The 17,070-nt window shown below is 39.7% G+C and carries 17 protein-coding genes; 4 read left to right on the forward strand and 13 right to left on the reverse strand.

Annotated elements, in window-relative coordinates:
* The first annotated feature begins 109 nt into the window (after nt 1–109).
* The gene (locus MKY06_RS12680) at nt 110–409 is read left to right on the forward strand and encodes a heme biosynthesis protein HemY (RefSeq protein WP_098287537.1); all 300 of its coding nucleotides are present in this window, start codon (nt 110–112) and stop codon (nt 407–409) included.
* A 147-nt stretch (nt 410–556) separates the two neighbouring features.
* Nucleotides 557–1,666, forward strand: coding sequence for a metallophosphoesterase (locus MKY06_RS12685; RefSeq protein WP_098287538.1), 1,110 nt, complete (start codon nt 557–559; stop codon nt 1,664–1,666).
* A gap of 20 nt (nt 1,667–1,686) precedes the next feature.
* On the opposite strand, the gene mug is transcribed toward MKY06_RS12685, so the two are convergent.
* The 11 genes from mug to pxpA all read right to left on the reverse strand — a co-directional run bounded on the left by mug (nt 1,687) and on the right by pxpA (nt 12,441).
* A complete protein-coding gene (gene mug, locus MKY06_RS12690; protein ID WP_013057179.1) occupies nt 1,687–2,199 on the reverse strand; it encodes a G/U mismatch-specific DNA glycosylase in 513 nt (170 codons plus the stop codon).
* A gap of 68 nt (nt 2,200–2,267) precedes the next feature.
* Nucleotides 2,268–3,608 (reverse strand): coiled-coil domain-containing protein, encoded by a 1,341-nt coding sequence (locus tag MKY06_RS12695; protein WP_057273232.1) that lies wholly within the window; start codon nt 3,606–3,608, stop codon nt 2,268–2,270.
* Between the two features lie 589 nt (nt 3,609–4,197).
* Nucleotides 4,198–5,007 carry a uroporphyrinogen-III synthase gene (locus MKY06_RS12700; protein ID WP_029321939.1) on the reverse strand — a complete coding sequence of 270 codons (810 nt, stop codon included), beginning with the start codon at nt 5,005–5,007 and terminating at the stop codon, nt 4,198–4,200.
* 27 nt (nt 5,008–5,034) lie between these two features.
* Nucleotides 5,035–5,799 carry an IclR family transcriptional regulator gene (locus MKY06_RS12705; RefSeq protein WP_013057182.1) on the reverse strand — a complete coding sequence of 255 codons (765 nt, stop codon included), beginning with the start codon at nt 5,797–5,799 and terminating at the stop codon, nt 5,035–5,037.
* A 131-nt stretch (nt 5,800–5,930) separates the two neighbouring features.
* A complete protein-coding gene (gene accC, locus MKY06_RS12710; protein WP_029321941.1) occupies nt 5,931–7,295 on the reverse strand; it encodes an acetyl-CoA carboxylase biotin carboxylase subunit in 1,365 nt (454 codons plus the stop codon).
* A gap of 28 nt (nt 7,296–7,323) precedes the next feature.
* The gene (gene accB / locus MKY06_RS12715) at nt 7,324–7,785 is read right to left on the reverse strand and encodes an acetyl-CoA carboxylase biotin carboxyl carrier protein (RefSeq protein ID WP_289914392.1); all 462 of its coding nucleotides are present in this window, start codon (nt 7,783–7,785) and stop codon (nt 7,324–7,326) included.
* Nucleotides 7,786–7,807: 22 nt separating this feature from the next.
* Nucleotides 7,808–8,803 carry a 5-oxoprolinase subunit C family protein gene (locus MKY06_RS12720; RefSeq protein ID WP_029321946.1) on the reverse strand — a complete coding sequence of 332 codons (996 nt, stop codon included), beginning with the start codon at nt 8,801–8,803 and terminating at the stop codon, nt 7,808–7,810.
* The gene (pxpB, locus tag MKY06_RS12725; RefSeq protein WP_029321948.1) at nt 8,800–9,555 is read right to left on the reverse strand and encodes a 5-oxoprolinase subunit PxpB; all 756 of its coding nucleotides are present in this window, start codon (nt 9,553–9,555) and stop codon (nt 8,800–8,802) included. Before pxpB ends, MKY06_RS12720 begins: the two co-directional genes overlap by 4 nt.
* 17 nt (nt 9,556–9,572) lie before the next feature.
* Nucleotides 9,573–10,364, reverse strand: coding sequence for a putative hydro-lyase (locus MKY06_RS12730; RefSeq protein WP_013057187.1), 792 nt, complete (start codon nt 10,362–10,364; stop codon nt 9,573–9,575).
* A gap of 52 nt (nt 10,365–10,416) precedes the next feature.
* Nucleotides 10,417–11,580: an NRAMP family divalent metal transporter gene (locus MKY06_RS12735; protein WP_236019637.1), complete on the reverse strand. Its 1,164-nt coding sequence runs from the start codon at nt 11,578–11,580 to the stop codon at nt 10,417–10,419.
* A gap of 99 nt (nt 11,581–11,679) precedes the next feature.
* On the reverse strand, nt 11,680–12,441 hold the full coding sequence (pxpA, locus tag MKY06_RS12740; protein WP_098399467.1) for a 5-oxoprolinase subunit PxpA: 762 nt from the start codon (nt 12,439–12,441) through the stop codon (nt 11,680–11,682).
* A gap of 393 nt (nt 12,442–12,834) precedes the next feature.
* On the opposite strand from pxpA, the gene MKY06_RS12745 reads away from it, so the two are divergent.
* Nucleotides 12,835–14,430 carry an alpha-amylase family glycosyl hydrolase gene (locus MKY06_RS12745; RefSeq protein WP_340960786.1) on the forward strand — a complete coding sequence of 532 codons (1,596 nt, stop codon included), beginning with the start codon at nt 12,835–12,837 and terminating at the stop codon, nt 14,428–14,430.
* Nucleotides 14,431–14,467: 37 nt separating this feature from the next.
* Here the strand turns inward: MKY06_RS12745 and MKY06_RS12750 are convergent, their stop codons facing one another.
* Both MKY06_RS12750 and MKY06_RS12755 read right to left on the reverse strand, forming a co-directional pair.
* Entirely contained in the window at nt 14,468–14,926 is a 459-nt protein-coding gene (locus MKY06_RS12750) for a GNAT family N-acetyltransferase (protein ID WP_013057191.1), read from the reverse strand.
* Nucleotides 14,913–16,346, reverse strand: a complete 1,434-nt coding sequence (locus MKY06_RS12755) for a class I adenylate-forming enzyme family protein (protein WP_098602448.1) — start codon at nt 16,344–16,346, stop codon at nt 14,913–14,915. Before MKY06_RS12755 ends, MKY06_RS12750 begins: the two co-directional genes overlap by 14 nt.
* 154 nt (nt 16,347–16,500) lie before the next feature.
* Between MKY06_RS12755 and MKY06_RS12760 the strand changes: the two genes are divergently transcribed.
* On the forward strand, nt 16,501–17,058 hold the full coding sequence (locus MKY06_RS12760) for a biotin transporter BioY (protein WP_098287543.1): 558 nt from the start codon (nt 16,501–16,503) through the stop codon (nt 17,056–17,058).
* Nucleotides 17,059–17,070: the final 12 nt, after the last annotated feature.

Raw genomic sequence — 17,070 nt, forward strand, 5'->3', positions numbered from 1 at the left:
ACGTTGGAATGAAGCAACTCTATACGGAGCGTCAGGCAAAAAATTTCTCTTTTTCATTTAAGTTTGCGAAAATACGTTACATACTAAGTTACAGAATGGAGTTTTCAAAATGGAAGTAAAAATTAATCGAAACGCAGCAAAAGTGTTAAAAAATGCGTTGGCTAGCCCAGAAGGTCAAGGAAAAATGATTCGTGTATATGTAACTGTCGACCACGGTGATCACGCGCATTATGATTGGAAATTTGATACGCCGACTGAACATGATGAAATTGTAAAAACAGATAAAGATATCGATATCATTTTAGATAAACGCGAGAAATTTTTAGAAGGCGTATGGATTCAATATTTCCACGTTCCAGAGCCTGAATTTGTGATTAGCAGCCTTCACCACGCGCATCACCATCATTAATACAAAAAACACACCTCTAAAACAGGTGTGTTTTTTCGTTTGTGTGACAAGCAAAAATTTTATTGATAAGAAGAAGAGATAAAATTTTGTTGAAGCAATAAAAATGAGCTATAGTGGAATTACAGATGAAAGAAAAGAGGTTAGCGTATGAAAGTAAGTGTGTTAGTAAGGTCTATTTTAGTTGTTATTTTATATAATTTATTCGTTCTGTACATCGGATGGAACGCTTGGATGTGGCTTCACACAATGTTTGAAGTGGAAAACAAATGGATTCTTACGGTGATCGTTGTCTTTTTTGCTTATTCCTTTATCATCAGTCGTGCGTTTCAACAAGTGAGCATATTTAAAATTGTGGGATCGTACTGGTTAGGATTTATTCAATATTCGGTGCTTTTGCTTCCTATAAGTAATCTAGCCGTATATATTCTTACTCTTCTAGGCGCTTCACTTTCTACAGCTATCGATTCAATTGGATTTTTCATGATTGCCACTTTTTTATTCATTTTTGCTTATGGTACGTATAATGCTTACAGTCCTGTGGTAAGAAAATACACGATTTCACTTGCTAAAAAGACGAATCGGAAAAACCTTCGCATTGCTGTAGCATCTGATATGCACTTTGGCACATTGTCGGGCAAAAAACATTTGCAGCGGTTAATCACTCATGTACAAAAGATACAGCCGGATCTTATTTTACTTCCTGGAGATATTATTGACGATGATCCCCACGTATTCTTTAAAAAAGAAATGGATTCTATGATGAAACAGCTAAAAGCCCCTTTAGGCACATATGGAATTTTAGGAAACCATGAGTATTACGGCGGGAAGATCCCTCAGTTTGTGGAAAGAATGAAGGAAATGAACATTCCTATTTTAATGGATGAAGTGTTAAACATAGGTGATAGCTTGTATTTAATAGGAAGAAAAGACAAGACGGACAAAAAACGAGACAGCTTTTTCGATTTAGCGAGTGAAACGGATCGTTCCCTACCTGTCATTGCAATGGATCATCAGCCGCTTTCTTTAAAAGAAGCGGAACAAGCAGGCGTAGATTTACTTCTATGCGGTCATACTCACAGAGGGCAAATGGCACCTAATCATTTAATCACCAAGCGGTTATTTGAAATTGATTGGGGCTACAAGCAAATTAATCAACTGCATACCATTGTCTCTTCAGGATTTGGCTTTTGGGGTCCTCCGCTTCGAATCGGGAGCCGATCAGAAATTATTCAAATTGATATTTCGTTTACAAAATAGAGAAAGCCTTGAGGCTTTCTCTATTTTAATGTACGCAGCAGCTTCGGAAGCTCTGCATAAATGGCGACTACTTCATCTACTTTCATTCGAACGAGCCCGCTTGAAGACGGGGCAACAAAGTCCATTATTCCTGATACCATCGATTTCTCTTGTTTACCCCACTTTACTTGCTTGCGCCCGCTGTACTGCTGATAGACACCTTTTCCAACAAAACAAACGATTTTAGGCGTATATGTAGCTATTTTTTTCTTTAAGATTTCTCTGCCTTCTGCATATTCTTCTTTTGTAATCTCATCAGCTGCCTTTGTAGGACGCTCTACAATATTGGTTAAACCGTATCCTAGCTGGAGCAGCGAGTGATCTTCCTCCGGATGATATTTACGATCTGTCAAACCTGCTTTATGAAGAATCGTCCAGAAACGATTGGTTGGATTCGCAAAATGATGCCCCGTTTCCCCGGAACGGATGCTTGGATTAAAACCGACAAATAAAATATCTAAGTTGGGTTGTATGTGATCAAAAATAGAATTCATAGTCATACGCTCCTTACAATGTAAAAAGAAAACACCCAAATTGGATGTTTTCTTTTTACTATACCCTATTAAATACGAACTACGCGTCCGTTGAATTTTTGTTTCCAGTAGCCGCTGCTCATGTTTGCAATTGCAACACCTGTTGAGCTTTGAGCACCGATGAACTTGCCGCCTCCTACATAAATGCCAACGTGGCCGTCTTTTTTATATGTATCGAAGAAAACAAGATCGCCAGGTTGCATTTGACTAGAAGACACTTGTGTTCCAGCATGCTTTAACGTCTCTGTACTTACAGATCCAAGAGGTCCAAGGTTAACGCCTACTTGAGAATATGCCCAGTGTACAAATGACGAGCAGTCAAATAAACCGTGGCTAATATCAGACTGGCTGCGTCCTCCGCCAAATACGTAAGCAGAGTTTCCAATCCAGCGGTTTCCTACTGTTACAACATTGCTAGCTTTTGGAGCCGGAGCGCTTGTAGGTGCCACATCATTGCTGCTTGCTTTTGGTGCTTCTGCCTTAGCAGACGATGAATCGGCTTTTTCAGCTGGTGCAGCCGCTGCTTTTTGAGCTTGCTCAGCTGCTTTCTTAGCTGCCTCTTTAGCCGCTTGTTCAGCTGCTTTTCTTGCTGCTTCTTCTGCAGCTTTTTGATCTTTAATATTTTGTTCAAGCGTAGACTGTTCATTTGCAAGAGAGCTGTCTTTTGCTTGTAGAGAAGCTTTTAGTTCTTCATTTTTTGCTTCTTTATCTTTTAGTTCTTTTGCCAGTGCATCTTTTTGTTTCTTTTGAGCTGCTAGCTGGACAGTCATTTCATCCAGTTCCGCCTTCATGTCTTCTAAGCTAGCAAGCTTAGATTTAACATCCGCTTGTTTTGTTTTTAATTCGTCTTGCATATTTTTAGTTTCTTTTAAAATACCACGGTCTGCATCTACAATAGTCGAAACAGCTAGCGCGCGGTCTACAAAATCACCAAAACTTGAAGAACCAAGTAAAACTTGTAAATACTCTACGTTACCGCCGCTTTCTTGCAGGGAACGTGCACGATCTTTTAAAATATCGTTTCGCTTTTCAAGTTTTTCTTGAAGCAGCTTAATTTCTTTTTCAAGCTGCTCTACTTGTTTAGACGTTTCTTTAATATCGGCTTCTGTTTTTTGGGCTTTTTTATTATTTTCTTCTTCTGCTATTGTTAATCGCTCAAGCTGTGCTTTCATTTGATCTTGTTCTGCTTGAAGGCGTGTCAATTCATCAGAAGCTGCTTTGATGTTAGATTGCACATCTTGACGCTGATTTTGAATTTGAGATTTTTGCGATTCCATATCTTGAATGGTAGAGGCATACGTTGGAGTTGATAAAACTCCTCCCAGGCCTAATAAAACCGTTGTGTTAAGTAAAAGCATTTTCTTTTTCAATATGAATTCCTCCGCTTTCTTGCTCTGTTAAACTAGTAATTTCTAATTATGTATCAATATGTATAAAAGTCTGACAATTTATGTAAAGTTCACTGTATTTGTCGATAAATAGCTAAATATGCTAATGAAAATCTACGAAAATTATACCACGATAAACGTTGAAAAAAAGAATAACAATATTACAATTGTATTTCAGTAGTGTAACAATTAACGCTTGTGTATACATTCATCTTTCACCTGCAAAAATACACCTTTATATCCCTGTTAAAATAAATAATCTACCGGGCTTTACACAGCACTGTTTTTAACATGATAAAATAGGCGATCAAGATTTTTTAAGCTGGTTGGATATAAGTTATTGCTAAAGAGAACGTAACAATTTTTTAACATCTACATCTGTTTTTTTACCTTTTTCTACTATTTTTACAATATTTGAAAATGATTTTCTGAAATAGTAACAAATCTATGTTTATCTGTCGTTTGCACGTGTTTAAAAAGAGAGTGATAGGTAATTATCAAACAATATTCGACAACGCTTGGATGAAGTCATACAAAAGACCTTCTCACTGTGAGGCGAGAAGGCCTTTTGTTAATCACGCTGCTGATAATAATGTTCTAAAGCTACAATTGCACTTCCCATTCTTTCTTGATCAGGAATAACAATACGATCTACTCCTTCTTCTTTTAAAGCAGCAGCGGTTACTTTTCCTACGGATACAGCTACTACAGAGCTTTTAAAGAGTTCTCGAATGTGATCAGCTTGTCCGTGTTCTCTTGCAAACGAAAATAAAAATCGGGCCTGCGGAGCGCTTGTGAAATTAACAGCATCAATTTTTCCGCTTATTAATTCGTTTATAAGCTGTTCCATGATTTCTGCTTTTGGCGGAATATGCTGATACGGTAAAATCTCTTTAAATTGGGCTTTTTGATTCGATAGAAAGTCAATCAATTTTGGTGCAGGATCTCCGTGAAGCTGAAGCGCTACATGCTTTCCTTCAAAAGAAAATGAATGAAGTGCCCTGACTAGTCCCGCTGTACTTCCATCATCATCTCGAACGGTTGGAGTAACACCGAGCTTTTTTAACATATTTACGGTTTTATACCCGCGTGCAGCAATATTAGCTGCTTTTAAAGAAGACAGAAATTCATCCGCCAGTCCTAGCTTATCTGCTGTTTTATACAAAATTTCCGTCCCGACGCCTGTCGTAAAAATAAACCAATCATAATTTCCTTTTACCAGTTCTTTAATATCTGCTTCTAAGTGTGTGTCATCTAAAAAGATTGTTCCTTGTGCAGGTCGTACAAGCGGGGTCCCGCCAAGGTTTTCAACAATTTTGCTGATTTCTTCTACTTTACGCTGACCTACGAGTGCGACTGTTTTTCCTTCTAATCGTTTCAATGGTCTACCTCCATTTTTCTATGTATGCTACTTTAATGATCCTTGATAACCGAGTTTTTCAGAAATTAGGCTCGCTGCTTCTGTTACTTTTTGAATAATGAACGGCAGTCTGTCTCCTTGAAATCTCGCTTCAATTCCCGCTACGCTAATGCCTGCAACCACTTCATTTTGATGATTTACAATCGGCGCGCTCACGGATGTTGTAAAGTTTTCTAATTCAGAGGTGCTAATGGTATACCCTTTTTCTTTTGCTTCTTTTAATACATTTCTTAGCTTCTTTTGATCTGTAATGGTTCCAATACCTATTGGAGCTAGCTCCGTTTGAGTAATATATTCCTCTTGTTCTTTTTCGGGTAAATGCGCCAAGATAATGCGTGAACAAGCTCCTGCATAAAGAGGTGAACGCCTTCCAATTGATGTATAAAGGCGCACTGGATGAAGCGTATCTACTTTTTCAATATACATAGCTTCATTCCCATCTCGTACAATTAAATTAACCGCTTCTTCTACTTCATCTCGGAGCGCTTCCATTACAGGCTTTGCGATATTTCTAATATCTAAGCGATTAGCCACTAGCTGACCAAATTGCAAGAATAAAAGTCCTAGCGAATAGTATCCTTGCTCGTCTTTTGTTAAAAATCCCATCTCTTCAAGCGAACCAACCATCCGGTGCAAAGAAGTTTTCGGAACGCCTGAATATTCCATCATTTCTGTGAAGGTCAGCTTAGGGTGCTTGATAAAAAGCGTGAGAATCTGCATGGATTTAACCACTGTTTTATTGTTAGCTTGCATAAAACCTTCTCCCTTATTTGTGCGAATACATGTATTTGATAGACGTATAGCTTACTAGCTAATGATATGTTCTTTTTATTATACATGAAGAAAAAAAGGAAAGCACTCCCTTATAAGAGCACTTTCCTTTCTTACACCGTTTCTAGTTCTTTAATTGAAATAGGGTTACTTTCTAGAAATTTGGTTGTAAAATCCCCTTCCTTAAAAGAAGGATGGTTCAGTAATTCTAAATGAAAAGGAATGGTTGTATGAATACCTATAATGATAAATTCTTCGAGCGCGCGTTTCATTCGTTGAATCGCTTCATTTCGATCTTTCCCCGTTACAATTAATTTCGCCACCATTGAATCATAAAATGGGGAAATTTCATAGCCTGGGTAAACGGCGCTGTCTACACGAACCCCGTAGCCGCCAGGGGGTAAATACATCTCGACTTTTCCAGGGGAAGGCATAAAGTTTTTAGCCGGATTTTCTGCATTGATCCGACATTCAATTGCCCATCCCTTTAACTGAATATCCTGCTGAGAAAATGATAGCGGGTAGCCTGCTGCTACTGAAATTTGTTCTTTAATTAAGTCAATGTTTGTTACAAGTTCTGTAACGGGGTGTTCAACTTGAATTCGTGTATTCATTTCCATAAAGTAAAAATGCCCGTGCTTATCTAACAGAAACTCGACTGTTCCGACACCTGTATAATCAACTGCTTTAGCTGCCGAGACCGCCGCTTTGCCCATTTTAGCACGAAGGTTTTCATCTACCGCAGGAGACGGAGCTTCTTCTACCAATTTTTGATGACGGCGTTGAATCGAACAATCTCGTTCACCTAAATGAACCACATTCCCTTCTTCATCAGCAATGATTTGAATTTCGATGTGTTTTGGCTCTTCTAGGTACTTTTCAAGATATACGCCGCCGTTTCCAAAGGCTGTTTCTGCTTCATGCTGAGCTTGACGAATGGCTTTTTCTAGCTCTTCTTCGCTATGAGCTAGACGCATTCCTTTTCCGCCACCGCCCGCTGTAGCTTTTACGATGATTGGATAGCCTATTTCTCGTGCTACTGGCATAGCGGTGCTGCTATCTTCAATCAGTCCTTCCGTGCCAGGTACAATAGGCACGCCGGCTTGTTTCATTGTATCTCGCGCTACAGCTTTTGCCCCCATTTTACGGATGGCTTCCGCTTTTGGACCAATAAAGGTAATATCATAGGATTCACACATCTCAGCAAAATCAGCATTTTCAGCTAAAAACCCATAGCCGGGATGAATAGCGTCTGCCTTGGTTACTTGCGCTACGGTAAGCAAATTACGAATGTTTAAGTAGCTTTCTTTAGAAGACGTTTTGCCAATACAAAATGACTCATCTGCTAGCTTCACGTGAAGTGCATCTTTGTCTGCTTCTGAATACACGGCCACGGTTGCAATCCCCATCTCTTTACAAGCCCGAATGATACGAACTGCAATCTCGCCGCGGTTTGCGATTAAGATCTTTTTAAACATAATGACTCCTCCTGACAGTATGTATACTTTAGCGTGATTTTACGGTAAATAAAGGCTGTCCAAACTCAACAACATCCCCGTCTTTCACAAGAATTTCAAGCACTTCTCCTTCAATTCCCGCATCGACTTCATTAAACAGCTTCATCGCTTCAATCACACATACAACATCTTTATGTTCAATGGTTTGTCCTACTTGAACAAAGGGATCGGCGTCTGCTTCTGGCTTGGCGTAAAAGGTTCCGACCATTGGTGATAAAATTTGCTTTTCATTATTGTCTGCTGCGTTTACAGACATAGAATCTTGAGGCGCTTGCTCAGTGGCAGCGGCTTTTACTTCATCTGTTTTCACTTCTGTAACAGCTGTGTCCTCTAAAGGAATTCCTGCTTTATCAATGACAACTTTTGTTCCTTCATGTTCAATATGGAGCTTTTGAATACCAGATTCATTCATTAATGAAACAACTTCTTGCAATTCACGTACGTTTATCATTTCTTGTCACTCCCGTTTTGTGTTATTTAGTTGACGCAAGGTTAACAGCAATCTTCAATTCTTGAAGCATCTGTTCTTTTTCTAAATAGATTTTTTCTGCTTCATGAAGCGAAATGTGAGAAAAGTAAATGGATTCTCCAGGCTTTACTTGAGCTAAAAGCGGTAAATCCGCTGTGATGACTTGAGCAATTTTAGGGTATCCCCCCGTGGTTTGACGATCTGCTAACAGGATGATGGGATTTCCATCCGGCGGGACTTGAACAGAACCTTTTGAAACAGCTTCGGACAATAACTCTTTTTTTTCTTGAAGCTGAAGAGAAGGTCCATCCATTCGATAGCCCATTCGATCTGATTGATTCGATACTTTAAAAGGCTCTTTCGTAAAATGACTTTTGCTTTCAGCTGTAAATAAATCGTATTGACTGCCGTTAATAACACGGACACCGGGTTTCTTTGTAAAATGAACAAGTTCCTTATAATTTACGGACCATGAAGAAGTATATACTCCGTTTATCAGTTCATTTGAAAGAAAAGCAGGCTTTGAAACAGCAGGAACAGATAGAGGTAAAACATCGTCTGTTTGTAGTGCTCTTCCTTTGTAGCCCCCGATTTCACCTCTTAAATACGTACTTTTACTATTTAACACTTCATTAATAGCAAATCCTCCTGCTACAGATAGATAGGAACGGCACCCAGTTTTGCAAGGACCAAATGATAAAGTGCTTCCTTTTGGAATAAACAAAGGTTTCCACATCGGGACTAGCTTTCCGTTGACCGAAGGAGCTAAATCTCCTCCGGTAATTGCTACTAAACAATCACTTTCTATTTCAAGGGTAGGCCCCATTAGCGTAACTTCAAGTCCTGCTTCTTTTTCATCGTTACCAACTAGTAAATTAGCAATTCGAAGGGAATAAGAATCCATTGCACCGCTTACAATCACACCGTGCTGCTGAAACCCTCTTCTGCCTAAATCTTGAATGCTCGTTAATAACCCGGCTTTACTGACTCGCATACTCATTTCTCCCCCTCCTTTGCCTGCATTTCTTGATACTCTTCTTTAGAGATAGGCTCGAATTTTATAATATCTCCAGCCTGCAGCAAACTTGGGGGATTTTGTTCCGGCAAAAACAGTTTAATAGGCGTTTGACCAATTAACTGCCATCCTCCGGGAGTAGAAATAGGATACACTCCTGTTTGCATTCCCGCAATACCAACCGAACCGGCAGGAATAGAGGTGCGAGGAGACGGCCGGCGAGGTGTAGCAATTCTTTCAGATAATCCTCCTAGAAATGGAAATCCAGGAGCAAACCCAATCATGTACGCTAAGTATTCACCTTCAGAATGAATACTAATTACCTCTTCAGTTGTTAAGTTATGGTGACGAGCGACATATTCAAGGTCAGGTCCATACTCGCCTCCGTAGCAAACTGGAATGGAAACCGTACGATGGTCTAATTCTTTTTCTGTCTGTTCGTTTTCTAGTTTACTTTGAACGATAGAAGACACTACTTCAAAAGGAGAAACAAATTCCTTCTTCTGCTTTTTTCCCACGGCTGCTACAACTTCAAGAGGGTTATAGAAAATTGTAAGATTTGTAAATGCCGGCACGCATTCGATAAACCCAGGGAATGGATTTAATTCTATCGAATCTTTACACGTTTTAATTTGTTTATGAATATCGTACTGAATACTATCTCCAAACGTTATAACAAGCGCTGAGTCGCCAAGCGGAGAAATAACAGCCGACGCTTTTGTTACGGTTTGATTCATACCTACACCTCTTTCTTTTATAAAACACCTAGTTTTTCATCTCGAATATCTGTGATAAACATATGCCCGGGAGCATGTGTAATCATAATAGAAGGTTTTGTTGCCATTGCTACTGCTTGAGGAGTTACACCACAAGCCCAAAATACGGGCACTTCCCCTTCCTTAATCGAAACAGCATCACCAAAATCCGGAGAGTGCAGGTCTTGGATCCCTATTGCAGCCGGATCTCCAATGTGAACAGGCCCCCCGTGCACAGCTGGAAAACGTGAAGTTACTTGGGCTGCCCGCACTACGTCTTGCTGAGGAATTGGACGCATACTAACTACCGTCGAGCCGTGGAATATTCCCGCTTCAGCGCATGAAATATTTGTTTTATACATAGGAACATTACAGTTTTCTTCAATGTGACGAACAGGTATGTCGTTGTTTAAAAGCGCGTGTTCAAATGTAAAGCTGCAGCCGATAAGAAAAGCAACCATATCTTCTGTCCAGTAATCTGTGATATCGGTTACTTCTTTTACTAGTTCCCCATTTTCATAGATTCGATACTTTGGAATGTCTGTACGAATATCTCCGGATGGAGCTGCAAATTTTGGCACCGGAGATCCAACGTCTGTGACATCTAAAAGAGGACACGATTTAGGGTTACGCTGACAGAACAATAGAAAGTCAAAAGCTTGTTGCTTTGGTAAAATAGCTAAATTAGCTTGAGCATAGCCGTTTGCCATGCCTGCTGTTGGTTGAATAAGCTGATTGTTACGGATTTGCTGACGAAGTTCAGCTGGAGTTAGCTGTGAAAGGGTTGTCATGTTTCTATCTCCCATCATTGCCCGCACGCAACTTACGTGCGGGCACATTGTTTTATTTAAATAATTGAGGAAGTTGATCTATTAACGTATAGCCGCCCATTAAAGCCATTACAATAACGACAAGTACACCAGAAATGGTAAGCCATAAAGGATGTTTATACTCGCCAACGATGCTTTTTTTGTAAGCAGCAACCAGTAACGTCCCAAGAGCGATCGGCAGAATTAATCCATTGATTGCTCCAACTAAAAGAAGAACTTTTACAGGTTTTCCAATTAAGACAAACGACAGAGTTGAAATAATAATAAATCCAATAATAATCCAGTTTGAGTTTTTATTAAGTTTTTCACTAAACGTTTGAATAAACGAAACGGATGTATAAGCAGCTCCTACCACAGACGTAATAGCGGCAGACCACATAACAATACCAAAGATTTTATAACCGACGTTTCCCGCTGCGAGCTGAAACACGGATGCCGGAGGATTGGCTGGGTCAATTTGTAAACCTTTAGACACAACGCCAAGTACAGCTAAAAACAACGCGATTCGCATAACAGAAGTGATGAGAATTCCTGTTACAGAACTTTTTGTTACTTGAGGTAAAGAACCGATGCCTTTTACGCCGGCATCTAAAAGACGATGTCCGCCAGCAAAGGTGATATAACCACCGACTGTTCCTCCAACAAGCGTAACGATCGCAATAATGTCAATTTTGTCAGGAGCAAAAGTTTTCACTACAGCTTCTCCAACGGGAGGTGAAGTGGTAGCAGCTACGTATAGCATTAGCCCAATCATGACAAAACCTGCAATTTGCGTGAAGCGATCCATTGCTTTTCCAGCTTCTTTTACAACGAAGATTAGCACGGCAATAACTGCACTAATCGCAGCGCCGGCTGTTGGAGAAATACCCGTAATCGCATTTAATCCAAGCCCGGCACCGGCAATATTTCCAATATTGAAAGCAAGTCCTCCAATAACAATTAAAATAGCGAGCACGTATCCTAATCCAGGAAATACCATGTTGGCGATTTCTTGTCCGCGTTTTTCAGAAACAGCAATAATTCTCCATACGTTGGTTTGAGCAAAGATATCAAGAATAATTGAAATTAAAATAACGAATCCGAAGCTTGCAGCTAAATTTTGTGTAAATACAGTAGTTTGAGTTAAAAAGCCTGGTCCAATAGCCGATGTGGCCATTAAAAAAGCGGCTCCAAGCATTAACGTCCAGTTTACTTTAGGCGCAGCCGAAAGTTTTTGCTGAGGTGTTGATTTTTTAATTGGCTCCAATATCATCTTCCTCCTGATTGTATGTAGTTTTTATTTTGAAATAGCCTTAACTACCACTTCTGATGCTCGTAAAGAACGGTTGACATGACGGGCAAATTCAAGTGCGTGAGCTCCGTCTCCATGGATGCAAATCGTATCTGCCTGCAATTCTACATCCTTACCTTGTTGAGATTTTACCTTCCCTTCTTTCACCATTGTAATAACTTGAGAAACAGCTTCGTCATCATTTTCAATTAAAGCATTTGGTTCTGTGCGAGCAGTGAGAGAACCGTCTAACTGATAGGTACGGTCTGCAAATACTTCGTTAGCCGTTTTTAAACCAATTCTGTTACCTGCTTGAATCAGCTCACTTCCAGATAACCCAAACAAAATCAGCTCAGGATTTACGTTGTAAACAGCTTTTGCTATTGCTTCAGACAACGCTTTGTTTTTAGCAGCCATGTTATATAGTGCACCGTGAGGTTTTACATGCTGCATCGATAACCCTTCCGCTTGCAAAAAACCGTTTAATGCCCCAATTTGATAGACCACGATATCGTAGGCTTCCTGAGGTGAAATATTCATGTTTCTGCGTCCAAAACCGATAAGGTCCTGCAGACCAGGATGAGCCCCAATTTGCACTTTTTTTTCAGCGGCCATTTTTACCGTTTTTCTCATGACGCTCGGATCCCCTGCATGAAATCCACAGGCTACGTTCACAGACGTCACGTGCTCTAAAATGGCTTCATCATTGCCAATACGATAAGCACCAAAGCTTTCACCTAAATCACAGTTTAAATCTACTTTACTCAATGCATTCTTCCCCCTTAACCCCTTTAATGTAAGCGTAATCATTTGCAGATAGTAAATAAAATTCAAGCTTTATTATCTGCATCAATACTTTGAGTTCCGTTTTTCGGAACTATAGTACCATTTTTCAGTTATATTTGGATTTTAGCACGAGATGATGAATTGAACAACAACATTGTCAGAATATTTAACATAGTCATTATTTTTACTTGGATAATAATCCCTTATTTTATTGCTATCTTCTATCTATAGCCTTAATATAACGCAGCCGCTCAATGTCATTAGACGCAGTAAACAAACAGGTTGTCAGAAAAATTACTAGTTCAAAATAATCAAAATGAAATTTTCGTTGTAATCGTTTTCAAATAGGTGCTATATTTCAATTGTAGTCAATTTATGCAAACGATTGCAAAAAAAGGGGATGAAACGATGAAAGGAAAAAAATGGACAGCTTTAGCACTAACACTGCCGCTGGCTGCTAGCTTATCAACAGGCGTTCACGCCGAAACCGTACATAAAGGTAAGTCTGAAGCAGCAGATAAAAACGGTGTCTTTTATGAGGTGTATGTAAACTCTTTTTACGATACAAATAAAGATGGACATGGTGATTTAAAAGGTCTGACACAAAAGTTGGATTATTTAAATGACGGCAATTCTCATACAAAAAATGATCTTCAAGTAAACGGGATTTGGATGATGCCCGTAAACCCTTCTCCTAGCTATCATAAATATGATGTAACGGACTATTATAATATTGATCCGCAGTATGGAAGTCTGCAAGATTTTCGCAAACTGATGAAAGAAGCAGACAAACGAGACGTAAAAGTTATTATGGACCTCGTTGTGAATCATACGAGCAGTGAACACCCTTGGTTTCAAGCTGCGTTAAAAGATAAAAACAGCAAGTACAGAGATTACTATATTTGGGCTGATAAAAATACCGACCTGAATGAAAAAGGATCTTGGGGACAGCAAGTATGGCATAAAGCTCCAAACGGAGAGTATTTTTACGGAACGTTCTGGGAAGGAATGCCTGACTTAAATTACGATAACCCTGAAGTAAGAAAAGAAATGATTAACGTCGGAAAGTTTTGGCTAAAGCAAGGCGTTGATGGCTTCCGCTTAGATGCTGCCCTTCATATCTTTAAAGGTCAAACACCTGAAGGCGCTAAGAAAAATATCCTTTGGTGGAATGAGTTTAGAGATGCGATGAAAAAAGAAAACCCTAACGTATATCTAACGGGTGAAGTATGGGATCAACCGGAAGTGGTAGCCCCTTACTATCAATCGCTTGATTCTTTATTTAACTTTGATTTAGCAGGAAAAATTGTCAGCTCTGTAAAAGCGGGAAATGATCAAGGAATCGCTACTGCAGCAGCGGCAACTGATGAGCTGTTCAAATCATACAATCCAAATAAAATTGACGGCATTTTCTTAACCAACCATGACCAAAATCGCGTCATGAGTGAGTTAAGCGGCGATGTGAATAAAGCAAAATCAGCCGCCTCTATCTTACTTACGCTTCCTGGAAATCCGTATATTTATTACGGTGAAGAAATTGGCATGACAGGTGAAAAGCCTGATGAATTAATCCGTGAACCGTTCCGCTGGTACGAAGGCAACGGAATTGGACAAACTAGCTGGGAAACACCTGTATATAACAAAGGCGGTAACGGCGTGTCTGTAGAAGCACAAACAAAACAAAAGGATTCCTTGTTAAATCATTACCGTGAAATGATTCGTGTGCGCCAGCAGCACGAAGAGTTAGTAAAAGGAACGCTTCAATCCATTTCAGTAGACAGTAAAGAAGTCGTTGCCTATAGCCGCACGTACAAAGGCAAATCGATTAGCGTGTATCATAATATTTCAAATCAACCTGTAAAAGTATCTGTAGCAGCGAAAGGTAACTTGATTTTTGCTAGTGAAAAAGGTGCTAAGAAAGTCAAAAATCAGCTTGTGATTCCGGCGAATGCGACGGTTTTAATAAAATAATATAAAAGAAATCCGTGGATGAACCCACGGATTTCTTTTATATCTCTTTTCCCAAGCAGTTAACTTGATTATGATGAAGCGGCTTAGTGGCATAATGCGTAAAACCAAGGCGCTCCCAAAACAGCTTGGCTCTAGGATTTTGAGACAGAACGCCCAGGCGTAGAACGGAAACTCCCTCTTCTTTTAGCTTGTCTTCAAACGCTAGATACGCCTGCGTTCCAAAACTGAAATTGTGATAGGCGCTATGAATGATAAATGCTCCAATCCACGGATGGTCATCGTTTGGGTTTTGTTTCATGTAATCAATAACCCCTACGTATGTATCGTCGGCTTTTATAAAGTAACTGTCTGTTTTTTCGTTCATGTATTCTTTAAAAAGCTCTTCTTCACCCCGCTCTTTTTTGCCGTTTTCTAACACGTTATAAGCTTCGTTTGAATTGATAATCTCTGACACAATATACATCGTGTCAGCTGTAATAGGTTCAAATGAAATCATATGTCTTCCCTTCTTTCTCTGCAAAGTAGCTGTATATCGTTGCTTTGTCAATTTTACCATTTTTCATTCGCGGAAAGGACGTTAAAACTCTCCATACGCGCGGGATTTTATAAGCAGATACTCGTTTTGTCAGTGCTTGTCTCACATCAGAAAGAGAAACGTTCTCTAAGACAATTGCTGCACCGACTACTTCTGAACGTTCAGCATCTACTACGCTAAAAACGGCTGCTTCGCTAACGCCGGGTATTTGCAAAAGCAACTCTTCGATTTCTTCAGCATACACTAAGCTTCCGCTGCTTTTAATCACGTTTTTGTCTCTTCCTACGATGGTCATGCTTCCGTCTTGAAGCTGAACCGCAATATCATGCGACGTAACATATCCGTTAAAAAATGAGCGGTTCGTTTCTTCGCTGTCCTTAACAAACCCTTCAAATGCTTGAGTTGTTTTCACAAATAGTGTTCCTTTATCTCCTTTTTCTACTTCTTTTCCACGCTCGTTCAGGATTAAAACGTCTACGCTGTCAACAGGATAGCCTACTGTATGAGGCAGCGTTTCAGCTGTATGTGGTGAAAGCACCGTAACAAATCCCATTTCAGAAGATCCGTAATATTCATACAGATAGGCATTAGGAAACGCTTGTGAAAATTTCTTTCGAACGGAAGGAGATAATTTATTGCCTACTGAAATTACGGTTTTTGGCAGAAGTCGTTTTTCTTTTGGTCTGCTTTGTACATAACGAAGCAACGGAGAAATTAATGCGGGTGTAATAGACATACAGCTAGCTTCCTTGTTAAAAACAGCCGAAGGTGTAAACGATTCTAGCATGATAGCGTGCATGCCGCTGCAAAGCGCATGCAAGACTGGGTAAAGCTGGGCAGAATACGAGATATGTAAAGGAACAAGCACTTTGTCGTGTTGCTCTAAAGAAAATATATCGGACCACTCTTGAAATGATGAAGACCAAGAATAATGCGATTTTACAAATCCTTTTGGTCTCCCTGTTGACCCAGAGGTAAATCCAAATAAAAATAAATCGGACAGTGCATTCACTCGTCGTACGGGCAGGATTGGTTTTTCTTTTGTTGTGTTAGTTAAAGAAGATGTGTTCCATAGCCAATTTGGGGATTGAATAGAAAAATAGGTATCCACTTCCGCCTCTGTTAACTCATTATGTAAAAGCATCACAATTCCACCAGCTTTTAAAATCGCTAAAAATGACACAACAGCTTCTACATTGTTTGGCATACTTAACGCAACGATCTCCCCTTTTTCCATCCCTTTTTCCTGCAGCTGATTTTCGGCTTTGCATACATGATCCCACATTTGACCGTAGCTTAGCTTATTAATAGAATCCGATAGTGCCAGGTTGCCAGGCGTTTGTTGACACTGATAAAAAATTAGTTCTTCAATTCGTTTCATTACTGCTTAAACTCCCTTTTTCTTTTACTTTTAGTGTATCGTAAATGTACGTTTGAGAAAACAAAAATGTAAACTTATATAAAAATTAAGTTGACTAATTTGAGTTTTATAAGATACGATAGTCATGTTTTATCATACATAGCGGAGGTTTACGATGAAAACAAAAGATATGACGTACGTTGCATTATTCACGGCTATAATGGGAGCTCTAGGCCTCGTCCCTCCTATTTTTTTATCCTTTACACCCGTTCCAATTACCCTTCAGCCTATGGGTGTTATGCTATCGGGAGGAATTCTTGGAGCTAGACTAGGAGCTTTAAGTCAATTTCTTTTTTTATGTTTGCTAGCAGCTGGCGTTCCTTTACTTGCTGGAGGACGCGGAGGGATTGGCGTATTTTTGAGTCCGAGTGCTGGATACATCATTGGCTATGTGTTTGCAGCTTTCTTTATTGGCTGGACTCTGTCACGATTTAAAAATGTAACGGTTGCAAAGGCATTTGCCGTAAATGTGTTATTTGGCATTGTGTTAGTATACGCATGTGGCATTCCTATACAAGCAATGCAGCTTCACATTCCGTTTCTGAAGTCCCTTCAGCTAAGCTTTGTTTATCTTCCGGGTGACTTCATAAAAGCAGCGGTCGCGGCGTATTTAATTACAAAAGTTCGAAAAGCAGTAGCGGTACCTGGCCGTTCTAAAACGGCTTCTATGTAAGGAAGTGATGAC

The sequence above is a fragment of the Priestia sp. FSL P4-0332 genome (assembly GCF_038005845.1).
Lineage (GTDB): Bacteria > Bacillota > Bacilli > Bacillales > Bacillaceae_H > Priestia.

What these genes read in the sequence shown, in the direction of transcription:
- MKY06_RS12760 (WP_098287543.1), top strand. Translation starts at nt 16,501, where the DNA reads ATGAAAACAAAAGATATGACGTACGTTGCATTATTCACGGCTATAATG.
- MKY06_RS12685 (WP_098287538.1), top strand. Translation starts at nt 557, where the DNA reads ATGAAAGTAAGTGTGTTAGTAAGGTCTATTTTAGTTGTTATTTTATAT.
- accB (WP_289914392.1), bottom strand. Translation starts at nt 7,785, where the DNA reads ATGATAAACGTACGTGAATTGCAAGAAGTTGTTTCATTAATGAATGAA.
- pxpB (WP_029321948.1), bottom strand. Translation starts at nt 9,555, where the DNA reads ATGAATCAAACCGTAACAAAAGCGTCGGCTGTTATTTCTCCGCTTGGC.
- mug (WP_013057179.1), bottom strand. Translation starts at nt 2,199, where the DNA reads ATGAATTCTATTTTTGATCACATACAACCCAACTTAGATATTTTATTT.
- MKY06_RS12745 (WP_340960786.1), top strand. Translation starts at nt 12,835, where the DNA reads ATGCAAACGATTGCAAAAAAAGGGGATGAAACGATGAAAGGAAAAAAA.
- MKY06_RS12705 (WP_013057182.1), bottom strand. Translation starts at nt 5,799, where the DNA reads ATGCAAGCTAACAATAAAACAGTGGTTAAATCCATGCAGATTCTCACG.
- MKY06_RS12730 (WP_013057187.1), bottom strand. Translation starts at nt 10,364, where the DNA reads ATGACAACCCTTTCACAGCTAACTCCAGCTGAACTTCGTCAGCAAATC.
- accC (WP_029321941.1), bottom strand. Translation starts at nt 7,295, where the DNA reads ATGTTTAAAAAGATCTTAATCGCAAACCGCGGCGAGATTGCAGTTCGT.
- MKY06_RS12750 (WP_013057191.1), bottom strand. Translation starts at nt 14,926, where the DNA reads ATGATTTCATTTGAACCTATTACAGCTGACACGATGTATATTGTGTCA.
- MKY06_RS12755 (WP_098602448.1), bottom strand. Translation starts at nt 16,346, where the DNA reads ATGAAACGAATTGAAGAACTAATTTTTTATCAGTGTCAACAAACGCCT.
- MKY06_RS12720 (WP_029321946.1), bottom strand. Translation starts at nt 8,803, where the DNA reads ATGAGTATGCGAGTCAGTAAAGCCGGGTTATTAACGAGCATTCAAGAT.
- MKY06_RS12735 (WP_236019637.1), bottom strand. Translation starts at nt 11,580, where the DNA reads ATGCTTGGAGCCGCTTTTTTAATGGCCACATCGGCTATTGGACCAGGC.
- MKY06_RS12680 (WP_098287537.1), top strand. Translation starts at nt 110, where the DNA reads ATGGAAGTAAAAATTAATCGAAACGCAGCAAAAGTGTTAAAAAATGCG.